The sequence below is a fragment of the Devosia aquimaris genome, assembly GCF_020169335.1.
In the GTDB taxonomy this organism is placed as follows: domain Bacteria; phylum Pseudomonadota; class Alphaproteobacteria; order Rhizobiales; family Devosiaceae; genus Devosia; species Devosia aquimaris.
On record NZ_JAIEZN010000001.1, the window covers coordinates 847221 to 863618 of the forward strand.

The following is a 16398-nucleotide window of genomic DNA, read 5'->3' on the forward strand; positions in this document are numbered from 1 at the left end:
TCCTGCATTCGACACCCTCGGCGCGAGCCGGGGGTGTTTTGCTTTCAGGTCTTTGCTTGCCAGAGGCACGCCGTCCCATCTTTCTCCTTGTTGGGGCGGTAGGGCGGGGATTGGGTGGCCCCTACAGTCGGAGAGCAGCGAACTCCATTCCCGCCCTTCCCATTTTCTTTCAATGCGCTAAGCTGAAAACTTAGAGCGAGCGGCGACACTTCCATGATGCGTCAGTATGAGCTGGTCGAACGCGTTCAGGCTTACAACCCGAACGTCGACGAGCAGTTGTTGAACAAGGCCTATGTCTACGCCATGCAGAAGCATGGCTCGCAGAAGCGCGCCTCCGGCGACCCTTATTTCAACCATCCCCTCGAAGTGGCCGCCATTCTCACCGAGCTCAAGCTCGATGACGCCTCCATTGCCGTGGGCTTGCTGCACGACACCATCGAGGACACCGACGCCACCCGTGCCGAAATCGACCAGCTCTTCGGCGCCGAGATCGGCGCCATTGTCGATGGCCTGACCAAGATCGAGCGGCTCAACCTGGTTTCGCGCGAGGAGGCCCAGGCCGAAAACCTGCGTAAACTGCTCCTGGCCATCAGCCAGGACGTGCGCGTGCTGCTGGTCAAGCTGGCCGATCGCCTGCACAACATGCGCACCCTGCAATACATGCCGCCCGAAAAGCGCACCCGTATTGCCCAGGAAACCATGGATATCTATGCGCCGCTCGCCGGCCGCATGGGCATGCAGGACATGCGCAACGAGCTGGAGGACATTTCCTTCCGCATCCTGCAGCCCGAGCACTATAACGCCATCGTCGCCCGCCTCGACGAGATGCAGGTCACCTATCACGAGACCATTGCCACCATTTCCAGCGAACTCACCGAGCGCCTGGCGGCTGAGGGTATCGCTGCCCGCGTGAAGGCGCGGGTGAAGTCGCCCTTCTCGATCTTCAACAAGATCGAGCGCAAGTCGATTGCCCTCGAACAGCTCTCCGACATGATCGGCTTCCGCGTCATCGTGGGTTCGGTCGCCGAGTGCTATCGCACGCTGGGCGTGGTCCACACCAAGTGGAAGGTCGTGCCCGGGCGCTTCAAGGACTATATCTCGGTCCCCAAGCACAACGACTACCAGTCCATCCACACCACCATTGTCGGCCCCGGTCGCCAGCGCGCCGAGCTGCAGATCCGCACCGAGGACATGGATCGCGTGGCCGAGTTCGGCATTGCTGCCCATGCGCTCTACAAGGATGGTGCCTCGGCAGACCTGAGCCGCATCGAGAACGAATCCCAGGCCTATGGCTCGCTGCGCTCCACCATTGCGCATCTGACCACCGGCAATTCCTCCACCGAGGATTTCCTGGAATACACCAAGCTCGAGCTGTTCCAGGACCAGGTGTTCTGCTTTACCCCGCGCGGGCGCCTGATTGCCCTGCCGCGCGGTGCAACGCCCATCGATTTCGCCTATGCGCTGCATACCGACATTGGCGACACCACCGTTGGCGCCAAGATCAACGGCGCCATCCTGCCGCTGGTCACCCAGCTGCGCAGCGGCGACGAAGTCGAGATCATCCGCGACCAGAACCATCTGCCGCCCATGAACTGGCTGGGCATCGCCGCTACCGGCAAGGCCCGCGCCGCCATCCGCCGCGCCGTGCGCAATGCCGCTGCCCAGCGGACCCTGGCCCTGGGCGAGCATGTGATCAACATGCTGCTTGAGCGCGAAGGCGTCATGCTGGACGACAGCGAGTCTGCGGCCCTTTGCGAGGCGCTGGGCTTTGCCGCCCGCCGGGACCTGCTGGTCGCCGTGGGCGAGGGCAAGGTCAGCGCCGAGGCATTGACCACCGAACTGGCCCGCATCAAGGGGCTGAACAAGCGCCGCCGCAAGCTCGACCTGCCTGTCGCCGACACCGCCGATGGCTGGTTCGCCCTCCGCTCCACCGATCTCTACCGCTTCCGCGTGCCGGGTGGCCAGCGCTCCGGTCCGCGCGCCAAGGCGGCGCTGTCCCAGCTCGATTTCCACATGCCCGTGGCCGTCTCGGGGGAGGGCGTCGTCCCCGGCGATCGCCTCGTCGGCATTCTCCAGCCCGACAGCCCCATGCTGATCTATCCCATCCATTCCGATGCGCTGATCGACATGCATGACAGCGACGTCGCCTGGGTCGATGTGCGCTGGAACCTCAACGGGCGCGAAGATAGGCTCTATCCGACCGTCATTTCCATGGAATCGGTCAACAAACCCGGCTCACTGGCGCAGATCTCCTCGGCCATCGCCGCCTGCGACGCCAATATCAACAATCTGGTCATGCGGATGATTTCGCCTGACTTTCACCAGATGATCTTTGAAATCGAGGTGCGCGACCTTGCGCAACTCACCGATGTTCTGGCAACGCTCAAGCGCAGCCCCGGCCTGAGCGCCGTGCAGCGCGCCGGCATTCGCGAGGCTTCCATGATTTCCACGCTCGAATGGGACGGCAAGGTCGACAAGAGGTTTAGCGATGAACAAAGATGAGGTCCTCGACATTTTCCGCGCCTGCGGCGCCATGCTGGAGGGGCATTTCATCCTGTCGTCGGGGCTGCGCTCGCCGGTGTTCCTGCAGAAGGCCAAAGTCTTCCAATATCCCGCAGAGACCGAAAAGCTCTGCCGCGCCCTGGCCGACAAGATTCGCGCCGATGGCTTCGGCGGCGTGACCAAGGTCGTTTCGCCCGCCATTGGCGGCATCATTCCCGGCTACGAGACGGCGCGCCACCTTGGCCTGCCGGCGCTCTATACCGAGCGCGTGGAAGGCCAGTTCGAGCTGCGCCGCGGCTTTGAGATCAGTCCGGACGACCAGGTCATCGTCGTCGAGGACATTGTCTCGACGGGCCTGTCCATCCGCGAATGCGTCGAGGCGCTGCGCCGCATCGGCGCCAATGTCGTGGCTGCCGCCTGCCTGATCGATCGCTCGGGCGGCGAGGCCGATGTCGGCGTGCCGCTGGTCAGCCTCATAGAGTTCAAGGTTCCCGCCTATCCCGTCGACCAGCTTCCGCCCGAACTGGCCGCCATTCCCGCCGTCAAGCCCGGCAGCCGTGGCATTCAGGGGGTCAAGTGATCATCGGCCTGGGCTCGGACCTGATCCAGATCCATCGCGTCGAGCAGACGCTGGAAAAATACGGTGAGCGCTTTACCCAGCGCTGCTTCACCGAGATCGAGCGCCGCAAGTCCGATCGCCGCGCCCAGCGCGCCGCGTCCTATGCCAAGCGCTTCGCCGCCAAGGAGGCCTGTTCCAAGGCCCTGGGCACCGGCATATCCTGGGGGGTCTATTGGCGCGACATGGGCGTGGTCAATCTGCCTTCGGGCAAGCCCACCATGGTTTTGACCAATGGTGCTGCCAAGGCCCTGGCGCGTCTTGTTCCGCCCGGTCACACGCCCCACATCCACCTCACCATCACCGACGACGCCGGCCTGGCCCAGGCCTTCGTCATCATCGAGGCGCTGCCGGACGTTGCGCCGCAAACTGTGTAGTCTTTTCCGATTTGTCTGCCGGCCAACTCAATTGACCCGGGGACCGCAACGGACTAACCCTGCGTCGCTAGTATTTCGGGGATTTTCATGAGCCAGCCTGCTGACAAGCCTGCACCCAAATCCGGGCCCAAGTCCGCAACCAGCGAGTGGCTGGACACCATTGTGGTGGTGGTCGAGGCGCTGCTCATCGCCATCGTGCTGCGCTCTTTCCTCTACCAGCCGTTCTCCATCCCCACTGCATCCATGCAGCAGACGCTGATGATCGGCGACTATTTCGTCGCCAACAAATTCGTCTGGGGTTACGGCAAGCATTCCTTCTCGCTGGGCCGCTATGGCGATTTCACCGCCCTCGATTTTGAGTTGCCCATCGCCAACCGCATCTTCGGTCGTGAGCCCAATCGCGGTGATATCGCCGTGTTCCGTCCGGTGCCGCAGAATATCGAATACATCAAGCGCGTTGTCGGCCTGCCGGGCGATACCATCCAGATGAAGGCCGGGCGGCTTTATATCAACGGCACCATGGTCGAGCGCGAAGAGATCGGTAAGGCCCAGGATACCGATAGCGAAGGTCGCACGGTCGATGTCACCGTCTATCGCGAGACCTTCCCCGAGGGCAATGTCCACACCATCCAGGAAATCTCCGACACCGGTCCGCTCGACGACACCTCCGAATATGTCGTGCCCGCCGGCCATTATTTCATGATGGGCGACAATCGTGACCGCTCGGCCGATAGCCGCGTGCTCAGCCAGGTTGGCTATGTGCCGTCCGTCAACCTGATCGCCAAGGCCGAGGCCCGCTTCTTCTCGATCAAGGACAATATTCCGCCCTGGCAGATCTGGCAGTGGCCGGCCAATGTGCGGTGGGACCGCATGTTCCAGACGATCGACAGATGAGTCGAGGCGCGCGCGATCACGAAAAACTGCAGTTCCGACTGGGCTATCGCTTTGCCGACCCGGATCTGCTCAATCGTGCGCTCACCCATTCCAGCGCCGTCTCCCCGGCCAAGCGCATCGAACGCTCCTATCAGCGGCTGGAGTTCCTGGGCGACCGGGTCCTGGGCCTGGTCGTCGCCGACATGCTCTATCGCCGCTATCCCAAGGCCAATGAGGGCGAGCTGAGCCGCACGCTCAATACCCTGGTGCGCAAGGAAACCTGCGCCATCATCGCCCGCACGCTCAATCTGGGGTCGGAGATGAACCTGGGCGAGAGCGAAGCGCGCACCGGCGGCGCCGAGAAAGAAGCCATTCTCGGCGACGTCACCGAGGCGGTCATTGGCGCCATCTATTGCGACGGCGGCATGGGCAAGGCCTATGAGTTCGTCGAGCGCATGTTCGAGGAATTCCTTGCCGACGGCCAGGCCAACAAGGCCGACGCCAAGACCACGCTGCAGGAATGGGCCCAGGCCCGCGGCCTTGAACCCCCCACCTATACCCAGATCGAACGCACCGGGCCCGACCATGCCCCCAGTTTCACCATCGCCGTCACCCTGGGTGATTTCGAACCGTTGAGCGCCACCGGACCGTCCAAAAAGATCGCCGAACACAAGGCCGCCGAACTGTTCCTGATCTCCCAGAAGGTGTGGCCCTCCCTTTGACAGGAACCCCATGACCGAACTCACCCAGCCGACCGATACATCCTGTGGCTTCATCGCCCTGGTCGGCGCGCCCAATGCCGGCAAGTCGACGCTGCTCAATTCCCTGGTCGGCACCAAGGTGTCCATCGTCACCCACAAGGCGCAGACCACCCGCAGCCAGGTGCGCGGCGTCGTCACCACCGACAAGGCCCAACTGGTCTTCATCGACACCCCCGGCATTTTCGCGCCCAAGCGCCGGCTCGACCGCGCCATGGTCGATAGCGCCTGGGGCGGGGCGGGGGACGCCGACATCGTCGGCTTCATCATCGACGCCGAGCGCGGCATCACGCCCGATATCGACAAGCTCCTCGAGGGCCTGGCCAATATCAATCATCCGCGCATCCTGATCCTGAACAAGATCGACACAATTAAGAACGAGGCGCTGCTCGAACTCAGCAAGACGCTCAACGAGCGCCTGCGCTTTGAGGCCACTTTCATGATCTCCGCGCTCAAGGGCCATGGCGTCGGCGATCTGATGGATTGGTGCATCAAGCACATTCCGCCCGGGCCCTGGCATTTCCCCGAGGATCACCTCACCGATCTCACCATGGCCATCACCGCCGCCGAGATCACGCGCGAAAAGCTCTTCCTGCGCGTGCATGACGAGATCCCCTACAATTGCACCGTCGAAACCGAGAGCTTCAAGATCCAGAAGGATGGCTCCTACAAGATCGACCAGGTGGTCTATGTCACGCGCGACAGCCACAAGAAGATCGTGCTCGGCGCCGGCGGCCAGACCATCAAGACCATCGGCCAGGAAGCCCGCAAGGAGCTGATGGAGATGTATGAAGTCCCCATCCACCTGTTCCTGTTCGTCAAGGTCCGCGAGAAGTGGGGCGACGACCCCGAGCGCTACCGCGAAATGGGGCTGGAATACCCGCATGGCAAGGACTGATGTCCAGCCGCCACCTGGTCACGCCGCAACAGGTCTGATGCCATGGAATGGACCGGTGAAGCCCTGCTGATCGGTGTGCGGCGCCACGGCGAAACCAGCGTAATTGCCGAGGCCATGGTGGCGGGCAGGGGGCGTCACCTCGGCCTGGTGCGCGGCGGTCGTACGCGGCGCCTGTCGCCGGTGCTGCAGCCGGGCAATACCATCCAGCTCACCTGGCGGGCGCGTCTTGAAGACCAGCTCGGCCTGTTTACCGTTGAGCTCCTGCAAGCCCGCGCCGCCGCCCTCATCGAGGATCGCACAAGGCTCTATCTCAGCCAATTGGTCTGCGAGCATCTGCGCCTGCTGCCCGAGCGCGATCCGCATGATCGCCTGCTCGGCATGGCCCTGCGCCTGATCGACAGCCCACCTGACGGCGTCGCCCTGGCGCAGTTCGAGCTGGCCCTGCTCGAGGATCTCGGCTTCGGGCTCGATCTCACCCAATGCGCTGTCACCGGCGATAGCGATGATCTCTCCCATGTCTCCCCCAAGTCAGGCCGCGCGGTCTCTCGCACCGCCGCGGCGCCCTATCTTGATCGCCTGCTGCCACTCCCTAGTTTCCTCACCGCCCGCGGCAACGCTGGGCCCCACGACATCGCCGATGCCCTGCGGCTTACCGGCCATTTTCTCGAAACCCAGGTCTGGGGGCCGCGCCAAATCCAGCCATCGCCGACGCGTGAACTGCTGAGCGAGATGCTGAGCCGCGAGGTGTGAGCGGGGCCATTTCGGTCAATGCGCCGCTCTACGAGTACACTCGGCGTCATCACCCGGCTTGTCCGGCTGACCATTATCGGCCTTTAACTCGTGTTGTATTGCCCGGACAAGCCGGGCAATGACGGGGGCGCAAGCAACTGGGCATCTTCTGATGACCCTCCTCACCCAGGGTTTCTTCTCCGCCACAGCGCGTCACCCTGGGGCTTGGAGGCGCCAAGGCCTCATTCTCGCCAAAAGCGCCTGAAGCGGACGATCTTTCCCGCCGAATTGCGCCCAAAGCCGTGCAAAACCTGCTGTCTCCGCCCGCAGGCGGTCCCCAGCGGCTATAGTGATTTCCTGATTCGTTCTCTGTGGAATGCTTGCCGATGTCCGATGCCGATACCCTGCCGCCTGCCGACGACCAGCGCGTTGTCGACCTCAAGCAGGCGCTTGAGGAGCGGTACCTCTCCTACGCGCTGTCCACCATCACCCAGCGCGCGCTGCCCGATGCCCGTGACGGGCTCAAGCCGGTGCACCGCCGCATCATCCATGCCATGCGCCTGCTCAAGCTCGATCCGGGCCAGGGCTACAAGAAATCTGCCCGCATCGTCGGCGACGTGATCGGTAAGTTCCATCCCCATGGCGACCAGTCGATCTATGATGCGCTGGTGCGCCTGGCGCAGGACTTTGCCCTCCGCTACCCGCTGGTCGATGGCCAGGGCAATTTCGGCAATATCGACGGCGATAACGCTGCGGCCATGCGCTACACCGAAAGCCGCATGACCGACGTGGCCATGCGCCTGCTAGAGGGCATCACCGAAGACGCCATCGACTTCAAGCTGACCTATGACGGTGAAGACGAAGAGCCGGTGGTGCTGCCGTCCAACTTCCCGAACCTCTTGGCCAATGGCTCGACCGGCATTGCCGTGGGCATGGCGACGTCCATCCCGCCGCACAATGTCTATGAGCTGTGCGAAGCAGCCCTGCACCTGATTAACGTCAATCCCAATGCGACGGCCCATGACCTGACGCAGTTCGTCAAGGGCCCCGATTTCCCCACGGGCGGCATCCTGGTGGAATCGCCTGAGTCCATCGCCCAGTCCTATGAGACCGGCCGTGGCTCCTTCCGCCTGCGCGCGAAATGGGAGATCGAGGAAACCGGTCGCGGCGTCTATCTTATCGTCGTCACCGAAATTCCCTATGGCATCCAGAAGTCGCGCCTGGTCGAAAAGATCGCCGAACTGCTGCTGGCCAAGAAACTGCCGCTGCTCAAGGACGTGCGCGACGAAAGCTCGGACGATATTCGCCTCGTGCTCGAGCCGCGCGCCCGCACCGTCGATCCTGTCATCCTGATGGAACAGCTGTTCAAGGTCAGCGACCTTGAGACGCGCTTCCCGCTCAACATGAACGTGCTCGACAAGGGCGCCGTGCCCAAGGTGATGAGCCTGGCGCAGGTGCTCAAGGCCTGGCTCGAACACCGCAAGGAAGTTCTGGTCCGCCGCTCGCAGCACAGGCTCGAGCAGATCGCCCACCGCCTCGACGTGCTGGCCGGCTATATCATTGCCTATCTCAACCTCGACGAGGTGATCCGCATCATCCGCGAGGAGGATGATGCCAAGGCCAGCCTCATGGCTGCCTTCGATCTCAACGACGTGCAGGCCGAAGCCATCCTCAACATGCGGCTGCGCTCGCTGCGCAAGCTTGAGGAAATCGAGCTGCGCAAGGAGCACGAGACGCTCACTGAGGAAAAGGGACATCTGGAGGCGCTGCTGGGCTCCGAGAAGCGCCAGTGGGGCGCCATCAGCACGCAGATAGAATCGCTCAAGAAGGCCTATCCGCTGGTTGAGGCCGATGGCTCGCCCCATCCGCTCGGCGCCCGTCGCACCGAGCTCAAGGCGGCGCCCAATGCCGATCTTTCCGAAGTCACAGAGGCCTTCATCGAGCGCGAGCCGATCACGGTGATCCTGTCAGAGAAGGGCTGGATCCGCGCGCCCAAGGGCCACACCATCGATGTCAACGACGACAAGGGCTTCAAGGCTGGCGACCGCCTCAAGCTGACGCTCAAGTGCGAGACCACTGACAAGCTGCTCATGCTCACCACCGGCGGCAAGGTCTATACCCTGGCCGGCGACAAGCTGCCGGGCGGCCGCGGGCAGGGCGAGCCGGTGCGCATCATGGTCGACATGGAAGAGGGGCAGGACATTGTCGACCTGTTCATCTACCGCCCCGGCCAGAAGCGCATCATCGCCTCGTCCAATGGCTATGGCTTCATCGTGGGCGAGGACGAGATGATCGCCAATACCCGCAAGGGCAAGCAGATCCTCAATGTCGCCGCCCCCGAAGAGGCGCGCCTCCTCGTGCCGGTGCAGGGCGACCGTGTTGCCGTCATCGGCCAGAATCGCAAGCTGCTGGTCTTCCCGCTGACCCAGCTCGCCGAAATGAGCCGCGGCAAGGGCGTGCGCCTGCAGCGCTACAAGGATGGCGGGATTTCCGACCTCAAGACCTTCTATGCCGCCGATGGCCTGACCTGGACCGACAGTTCCGGCCGCACCTATACCAAGCCCACCGAGGAGCTGACCGACTGGCTGGCCGATCGCGCCACTGCCGGGCGCCAGCCACCCAATGGTTTCCCCCGCAACAACAGGTTCGTCGGATGATCCGTCACTGCGTTTTCGTCAAATTCCGTGCCGACGTCTCCACCGACGAGCGCGCTGCCATCTATGCGCAACTCGGCGATCTGGTGGGCCAGGTCGATGGCCTGCTGCGTGCCGACTTTGGTGCCAATGTCTCACCCGAAGGGCTGGCCCAGGGCTTCAATGATGGTTTCATCATGGATCTGGCCGACGCCGCCGCACGCGACCGCTATCTGGTCGATCCGGCGCACCAGGCGGCCGGCGGGCGCCTCGTGGCTGCCCTTGATGGCGGCCGCGATGGGTTGATTGTCTTCGATCTCGAAATGAACTGAGGCGGGCGCTAGGGCACCGAAAAGCGGACGACCACCGGCAGATGGTCGCTCGCCGTGGGCTGACCGGTGTGCAGATCGTGCACGACAATGCCGCCGCGCGTCATCACATGGTCAAGCGGCAACAGGGGAATGGCGTTGCGCCAGGCCCCGAAATAATAGAAGCGCTTGGGAAACGTCGGCAGCGCCTGCGTCTCCCGCTGCAAATTGTTGCGGGCAACAAAGCCGCGCAACGCATATGACCACGGCGTCGAATTGAAATCGCCCGCCAGGATCAGCGGCCCGTCGATGCCGTCCAGCACCTCGGACAGATCGGCCAGTTGTTCGCTCTGGCGCGACACCGGCACCGGCCAGTCCAGATGCGTGGTGATCACCGAGAACCGCTTGTCCCCTGCGGTCTGAAACTGCACCAGAATATGCCCGGTGCGGTCCGAGCCATAGGCATTGTTGGGGCAGGCGCCGTCTTCGGTCTGCACGAATGGAATACGCGAATAGAGGCCCAGATTGGCCCGCTTGCCGCCGCGGCAGCGCGCAAAATAGGGATACTTCGCCAGCAGCAGCGGATGCAGATCCGTGGCCTGCTCGCCGAAATATTCCTGCAGCACGATGATGTCGGGGTCTTCCGCTTCGATGGCCGCCTGCACCTGCGCCATGCGGTAGTTCATGCCGAAAACATTATGCGTCATCAGCGTGATGCTGCCGCTGTCCGGCAAGCTCGGCCGCGACCGCAGGGCGGCAATGACGTCCGGCAACATGACATTGGCCGATGCGGCCAGGCCCATGAACACATAGATCATGGCAAGGCTTCGCTTCTGCCCGGACAGCAAGATGGCAACCAGCACCAGCGCGAAAATCATCGCGGGAAACAGCACGATCTGGGTGTGGTTGATCAAATCGAATGGCGCGATCGCAAAGCCGAACAGCGCCGCCAGCGCCAGCGTCGCAATTGCCAATGCACCCAGCACGAGGCAGAGGCCGATCATGTGTCGCAGCGCTGCCATGGCGAATCCAGTCATCCGATCAGCGGACGCTGTCGCCAAGTGGTGTGGCCCAATGATGGCGGGGGGTTAGTCGAGCGGGCACCAGCCCAACGGGCCGCGTTGCACTTCGAGCGGGCGATACTCGGCCTTGTAGGCCATTTTGGGAGAGTCCTTCACCCAATAGCCGAGATAGACATAGTCGAGGTCTGCCGAGCGCACCTGGGCGATATGGTCCAGAATCAGAAAGGTCCCCAGGCTCCGGTGCGCGAGATCGGGATCGTAGAAGGAATAGACCATCGACAGGCCATCCTGCATGACATCGGTCAGCGCAACGGCCACCAATGGCTGGTCGGGATGATGGCGCAGGCGGTACTCAACCAGCACCGATTGCACCGGCGTATCCTCGACCATGTATTCATAGTCCACCATGCTCATCTGCGTCATGCCGCCGCCGGCATGACGCGAGTCGAGGTAGCGCTTGAACAGTTCATATTGTTCTGAGGTCGCCGCAGTGGGGCGGACATCGATGCTGAGGTCGTCATTGTTGCGCAGCACGCGTCGGAAGCGCTTGGACGGCACGAACTCATTGGCAACAATCCGCACCGACTGGCAGGCGTTGCAGCCCTCGCAGGCCGGGCGGTAGATCAGGTTCTGACTGCGGCGAAAGCCGTTCTCGCTCAGCAGATGGTGCAGCGTCGCCGCACGACGGCCGGTCAAATGGGTAAACAGCTTCCGCTCCTGCCGCCCGGGCAGGTAGGGGCAGGGCATCGAGGCCGTCAGAAAGAGTTGAGTCGTTTCAGGCGATTGGTCGGTCATCAAGGACCCTTGGCTGCTGCCCGCCTATTCTACGCCGCGTGGGCAGCCGCCGCAATTGTTCAATACGGGCTGCGGTGCCGCGAGGCGTGCTCGTTCCAATGGCGGACCATGGGCGAACGGCGCAGCATCAGCGTACCGGTAATCAGGTCGTGGATCATCTGCCGGCGGGGCGTGAACAGCGCGAACAGCAGCGAAATCGGCCAGGAAATCCAGGTCGTGATCCAGAACACGCCGGCGTGGATGAAGGCCATCCAGCCATCCAGCGGCTGCCCACGGGTGGGCGTGAGCACAATATCCATCGCCTGCATGCCCAGCGTGGCCCGGCGGGGCGAGCCCAGCGTTGCCGCGTAGTAGAGCACGATGCTGGCCGGCACGACCACGACCAAGGCGAGCCAGCCCAGGCCAAAGGTGACAAAGCCGGCAATCAGCCCGACCAGAGAAAAGGCCACGATCATGAAGCCCATCACGATCAGGTCGATGATGAACGCGAATACCCGGCGCGTCAGCAGGCCATCGAACAGCTCGGGCGCGCTTTCGGGGTCGGGCAGGGCGGGTGTTGCAGTCTGGGTCTGGTACATGATCATCACATTGTTATCCGCCCGCACCCCTGCAAGAGGCGCGGGAACACAAATGTGACCATAGAGCGCCTGGCAGCGCCATCAAGCCACCACCGCAGGTCAGGCGCCCAGGTCCCGCGCCACTTCCAGTGCGAAATAGGTCAGCACGCCATTGGCGCCGGCGCGCTTGAAGGCATGAAGGCTTTCCAAGATCGCGCCCTTGCGGTTGATGGCGCCAGCGGCGGCAGCCATCTCGATCATCGCGTACTCCCCACTCACCTGATAGGCATAGATGGGGATATTGAAGTTGTCCTTCGCCCGGCGGACGATATCGAGATAGGGCATGCCGGGCTTGACCATCACGCTGTCCGCGCCTTCGGCAATGTCCTGCTCGATCTCGCGCAGGGCTTCGTCAGAATTGGCATAGTCCATCTGATAGGTGCGCTTGTCGCCCTTGAGGCGGCTGCCCGAGCCCACGGCTTCGCGGAACGGTCCATAGTAGAAGGACGCATATTTGGCAGCATAGGCCATGATCTGCGTCTGCTCGAAGCCATTGTCATCGAGCGCATCGCGGATCGCAGCGACGCGGCCGTCCATCATGTCCGAGGGCGCGATGATGTCGGCGCCAGCGCGCGACTGCACCAGAGCCGACTTGATCATGACCGTGACGGTCTCGTCGTTGAGAATTTCGCCGTCGCGGACCAATCCGTCCTGGCCATCGCTGGAATACTCATCCAGCGCCACATCGGCGATCAGGCCGATCTCGGGCACGGCGCTCTTGATCGCGCTGAGTGCGCGGCACATCAGATTGTCCGGATTATAGGCTTCGGCGGCGTTCTCGCTGCGCAGGTGGTCTGGCGTATTGGGAAACAATGCCAGCGCCGGGATGCCCGCGTCACGGGCAGCGCGCGCGGCCTCAACGCAGAGATCGACGCTCAACCGCTCCACCCCTGGCATGGTGCGGATCTGCGTCTTCTCATTGTGGCCCTCGATGACGAAGAGCGGCCAGATGAGATCGGAGGGCGTGAGCACTGTCTCGCGCACCATGGCGCGGCTCCAGCCGGTGCGGCGCGTACGGCGCAGGCGGCGTCCGCCCAGAAAGTCCATGTCGTGCTTCGTCCAGGGCTCGCCCATTCTCGTCTCCTGTGTTGCCTGCGGTTTAGCAGTGCAACGAGAGCAGTCCAAGCTCCGGCTTGTCGCATCCCCGGTGGCCAGATACAAAACCGCCATGGAACTGACCGCACCCGCCATCAGCATTTATATCCGCATCATCGCCATCCTCAGCCTGGCACTTGGTCTCAGCGACGCAGCGCGCCTGCTGGGTGTGAACCTGGGCGCGGTCAGCCCGCTGACGGCGATGGGCATGACGGGATTCGTCTATCTCGCGATTTTCGCCCTGGCCCGCCTGTTCGCCGCTGTTGGCCTGTGGATCAAGGCCAGCTGGGGCGCCGTGCTGCTCGCGGGCGCCACGGGCGTGGAACTGCTGCTCTATCTGACCGGCAGCCCGGATGTGGACATGACCGCCGTCGGCTTCGCCTTGCGCCTGGTTCTGTTGGTCTCGATCATCATCATCTTCGTGCTCACGCTGCGCCAGCGCCGCGCCCACGCGGGCGACTGACGCCCTCTCACCGGTCAGCCTCTTGTTACCCTTAGCGGCGTTCACACCCGCGTAAGGTTACAATTTTCTCTATCGGTGTAACGAAGCATAAAGCCAAATTCTCATTGCTTTCCAGTAAGATGCTTTTAATCACGCTGCTTAGGGCGATCTTAGAATGGTCGCCGTATTTTAGGCTCATGAGATGCGAAAAATCGCACAGACTTAAAGACAGTGAGGCTTAAATGGCATTCAAATCCAACGCAGCCGAGGCCGTGGCCCCGGAAGGCACCCAGAGCTTGAAGCCGCTTTATCTGGAAGCTGTTTCCCGGGTTGAGCGTCTGCACCGCCGCCTGCTCGATCTCATCAAGGATGAGTTCGACCGCATGGGCTGGGACGACATCAATCCGGTACAGGCCCTGCTGATGTTCAACATCGGCGATGCCGAACTGACCGCCGGGGAGCTGCGTTCGCGTGGCTACTACCTGGGCTCCAACGTCTCCTACAACCTCAAGAAGCTCGTTCAGACCGGCTATATCTATCAGGAGCGCTCGCGTTCTGATCGCCGCTCGGTCCGCATCAAGCTGACCCCCAAGGGCGAGGAAGTGGCCGAAGTTATCGACGAGCTCTATGATCGTCACCTCAAGTCCATCGACAAGGTCGGCGGCCTGGGCGACGACGAATTCGACGGCCTGAACAAGGCTCTGGCCCGCCTCGAGCGCTTCTGGGTCGATCAGATCCTGTACAAGCTCTAGGACGCGCCAACGTCAAACTGTTGCGGCAGAGCCACACTGCCTGCCAAACGCCGGTCCACCAGGGCCGGCGTTCGCATTTTCGCCCCAAACCCTGCGCAAACGGTGGCATTACGGGCTTGGAAACCATTGCCAACTACACCTCTGATAGTCCTGTGGACTGGTTCACATGCGCTTGACTGCGTTGTGACCAGGCCGATGCGATGGTAATTAGTCCAACTGTTCTGGCGGCCAGACTTTTCGGGTGAATCAATGCGGCTCAATCGACGTTCTCTTCTTCGCTACTCCGCGATCGCAGGGGCTTCCCTGGCGATGCCGGCGGTCCTGCGGGCGCAGGAAAGCGACTCCATGTTCGATTTGTTCGAGCGCAATCGCGTGCTGCGCGACGCCGACAAGGGCGGCAATACCACCGCTGCCGAGGCGCTGATTGCGACCAACGAGCCCATTCTGTCGTTTGATACCGTCTACAATCTGCAGCTGGCGATCTCCCAGTACGAGCCCTTCGTCGCCGCCGGCGGTTGGGAAGAAATCCCGCAGGAAGCCTATCGACTGCAGCTCGGCCAGTCCGGCCGTGGCGTCATTCCGCTCAAGCGCCGCCTGATTTCTTCGGGCGACATGGAAATGGTGCAGAACGTCAGCGATATCTTTGACGCTGCGGCCGACGCAGGCGTGCGCAAGTTCCAGGCGCGCCACGGGCTGGTGATCACCGGCCAGGTGGACGAAGCCACCTGGTACGCCATGGCCGTGCCGGCCCAGCAGCGCCTGCAGCAGCTATATCTGAACTACACCCGCGTTCAGAGCATGGCCGCCAACCTCAACCCGCGCTATGTCGTGGTCAATATTCCTGCCGCCACCATTGAGGCCGTCAACGACGGCATGGTCGAGCAGCGCCACACTGCCGTCGTCGGCCGTGTCGACCGCGCGACGCCGATCATGGCGTCCAAGGTCTCCCAGATCAATTTCAACCCCTACTGGCATGTGCCCAAGTCGCTCGTTGAGCGCGACCTGACCAAGTACATGAAGCAGGATCCGGAATATCTGGCCAAGCAGAACATCCATATCTACGACGGCAGCGGCAACGAGATTTCCCCGGCCAGCATCAACTGGGACAATCTGGGCAACGCGATAAACTATATGTATCGCCAGGAGCCCGGTGCCGAGAACTCGATGGGCCACTGCAAGATCAACTTCTACAACCCCTACGACTGCTACCTGCACGACACCCCGGCCAAGGCGCTGTTTGATGAGAACGCCCGTTTCCACTCGTCCGGCTGCGTGCGCGTCGAGGGCGTGAATACGCTGGTCAACTGGCTGCTGCGCGACAATGGTGACTGGGATCAGGCCAAGGTCGACGCGACCTTCGAGTCCAACCAGCGTCTGGATGTGGAATGCAAGGCCCGCGTGCCGCTGCACACCACCTACATCACGGCCTGGGCCAATCGCCAGGGCACCGTCAGCTTCCGTGACGACGTCTACAAGTTCGACGAGCAGGGCAAGGTCAGCTTCGAGACCGCCTGACCGTCCGAAATCCATGCCGCTTGCCAACGCCCTCCCTTTGGAGGGCGTTGTTGTTGGCGGCGTGCCGATTTCTGCTAAACTGCCCTCATGGGGCAGGGTGAAGTCTATTTCGAATTTTCGCAGGTCGGACGCCAGATGCGGGTGGCGGCCATCGATGCCGATTCCGGCGTCGAGGTGATTGTCATCGCTCCCCTGGTCGCGACGCGCCTCCAGATGCAGCAACTGGCCCTGGCCAAGCTGCGCCGCAAGCTGGCCGAAACCGTCCCGCCGCCGCGCACGCCAGGCAAGTTTGCCTGACCGGCAGACGATTTTTGCACTTCCGCTGATCGGTGTTCTGCGCCATAAATGCCCCGTTCGCGCGACTGGCGAGAAGAGATGGGGAACCATCGGGGAACGCGAACCTTGTAGAGCCGCTCGCCTGGGCACCCATTTCGTCAACAGGGGAGCCCCCATGCCAACATCCCGA

General features: G+C 62.6%; 17 protein-coding genes and 1 riboswitch. Of the genes, 13 read left to right on the forward strand and 4 right to left on the reverse strand.

Annotation, left to right across the window (positions count from 1 at the left end; translation table 11 throughout):
* Nucleotides 1-213 precede the first annotated feature (213 nt).
* From K1177_RS04075 to K1177_RS04115, 9 genes are all read left to right on the forward strand, one after another.
* Nucleotides 214-2502, forward strand: coding sequence for a RelA/SpoT family protein (locus K1177_RS04075; RefSeq protein WP_224702045.1), 2289 nt, complete (start codon nucleotides 214-216; stop codon nucleotides 2500-2502).
* The gene (gene pyrE / locus K1177_RS04080) at nucleotides 2489-3082 is read left to right on the forward strand and encodes an orotate phosphoribosyltransferase (RefSeq protein ID WP_224702046.1); all 594 of its coding nucleotides are present in this window, start codon (nucleotides 2489-2491) and stop codon (nucleotides 3080-3082) included. The genes K1177_RS04075 and pyrE overlap by 14 nt, the downstream gene beginning before the upstream one ends.
* On the forward strand, nucleotides 3079-3495 hold the full coding sequence (gene acpS / locus K1177_RS04085) for a holo-ACP synthase (RefSeq protein WP_224702047.1): 417 nt from the start codon (nucleotides 3079-3081) through the stop codon (nucleotides 3493-3495). Before pyrE ends, acpS begins: the two co-directional genes overlap by 4 nt.
* Before the next feature lie 87 nt (nucleotides 3496-3582).
* Complete coding sequence (lepB, locus tag K1177_RS04090; RefSeq protein WP_224702048.1) at nucleotides 3583-4389, forward strand: signal peptidase I; 807 nt, start codon at nucleotides 3583-3585, stop codon at nucleotides 4387-4389.
* Nucleotides 4386-5090: a ribonuclease III gene (rnc, locus tag K1177_RS04095; protein WP_224702049.1), complete on the forward strand. Its 705-nt coding sequence runs from the start codon at nucleotides 4386-4388 to the stop codon at nucleotides 5088-5090. The genes lepB and rnc overlap by 4 nt, the downstream gene beginning before the upstream one ends.
* Nucleotides 5091-5100: 10 nt before the next feature.
* Nucleotides 5101-6024 (forward strand): GTPase Era, encoded by a 924-nt coding sequence (era, locus tag K1177_RS04100; RefSeq protein WP_224702050.1) that lies wholly within the window; start codon nucleotides 5101-5103, stop codon nucleotides 6022-6024.
* A gap of 42 nt (nucleotides 6025-6066) precedes the next feature.
* Nucleotides 6067-6774 (forward strand): DNA repair protein RecO, encoded by a 708-nt coding sequence (gene recO, locus K1177_RS04105; protein ID WP_224702051.1) that lies wholly within the window; start codon nucleotides 6067-6069, stop codon nucleotides 6772-6774.
* 365 nt (nucleotides 6775-7139) lie between these two features.
* Entirely contained in the window at nucleotides 7140-9410 is a 2271-nt protein-coding gene (gene parC / locus K1177_RS04110; RefSeq protein ID WP_224702052.1) for a DNA topoisomerase IV subunit A, read from the forward strand.
* Nucleotides 9407-9718: a Dabb family protein gene (locus tag K1177_RS04115; RefSeq protein WP_224702053.1), complete on the forward strand. Its 312-nt coding sequence runs from the start codon at nucleotides 9407-9409 to the stop codon at nucleotides 9716-9718. Before parC ends, K1177_RS04115 begins: the two co-directional genes overlap by 4 nt.
* Before the next feature lie 8 nt (nucleotides 9719-9726).
* Here K1177_RS04115 and K1177_RS04120 read toward each other — a convergent pair whose 3' ends face one another.
* The 4 genes from K1177_RS04120 to hemB form a co-directional block, all read right to left on the reverse strand.
* The gene (locus tag K1177_RS04120; protein WP_224702054.1) at nucleotides 9727-10716 is read right to left on the reverse strand and encodes an endonuclease/exonuclease/phosphatase family protein; all 990 of its coding nucleotides are present in this window, start codon (nucleotides 10714-10716) and stop codon (nucleotides 9727-9729) included.
* 66 nt (nucleotides 10717-10782) lie between these two features.
* Nucleotides 10783-11511: an arginyltransferase gene (locus tag K1177_RS04125; protein WP_224702055.1), complete on the reverse strand. Its 729-nt coding sequence runs from the start codon at nucleotides 11509-11511 to the stop codon at nucleotides 10783-10785.
* Between the two features lie 59 nt (nucleotides 11512-11570).
* Nucleotides 11571-12095, reverse strand: coding sequence for an RDD family protein (locus tag K1177_RS04130; RefSeq protein WP_224702056.1), 525 nt, complete (start codon nucleotides 12093-12095; stop codon nucleotides 11571-11573).
* Nucleotides 12096-12188: 93 nt separating this feature from the next.
* Entirely contained in the window at nucleotides 12189-13202 is a 1014-nt protein-coding gene (gene hemB / locus K1177_RS04135; protein ID WP_224702057.1) for a porphobilinogen synthase, read from the reverse strand.
* Nucleotides 13203-13296: 94 nt separating this feature from the next.
* On the opposite strand from hemB, the gene K1177_RS04140 reads away from it, so the two are divergent.
* The 4 genes from K1177_RS04140 (at nucleotide 13297) to K1177_RS04155 (ending at nucleotide 16229) form a co-directional block, all read left to right on the forward strand.
* Nucleotides 13297-13686, forward strand: a complete 390-nt coding sequence (locus K1177_RS04140; RefSeq protein WP_224702058.1) for a DUF6163 family protein — start codon at nucleotides 13297-13299, stop codon at nucleotides 13684-13686.
* A gap of 221 nt (nucleotides 13687-13907) precedes the next feature.
* Nucleotides 13908-14417 (forward strand): transcriptional regulator LdtR, encoded by a 510-nt coding sequence (gene ldtR / locus K1177_RS04145; protein ID WP_224702059.1) that lies wholly within the window; start codon nucleotides 13908-13910, stop codon nucleotides 14415-14417.
* Between the two features lie 345 nt (nucleotides 14418-14762).
* Nucleotides 14763-15932 (forward strand): L,D-transpeptidase family protein, encoded by a 1170-nt coding sequence (locus tag K1177_RS04150; protein WP_224702060.1) that lies wholly within the window; start codon nucleotides 14763-14765, stop codon nucleotides 15930-15932.
* An 87-nt stretch (nucleotides 15933-16019) separates the two neighbouring features.
* Nucleotides 16020-16229, forward strand: a complete 210-nt coding sequence (locus tag K1177_RS04155) for a DUF6898 family protein (protein ID WP_224702061.1) — start codon at nucleotides 16020-16022, stop codon at nucleotides 16227-16229.
* A 51-nt stretch (nucleotides 16230-16280) separates the two neighbouring features.
* A riboswitch (ZMP/ZTP riboswitch) is annotated at nucleotides 16281-16363 on the forward strand.
* Nucleotides 16364-16398 lie beyond the last annotated feature (35 nt).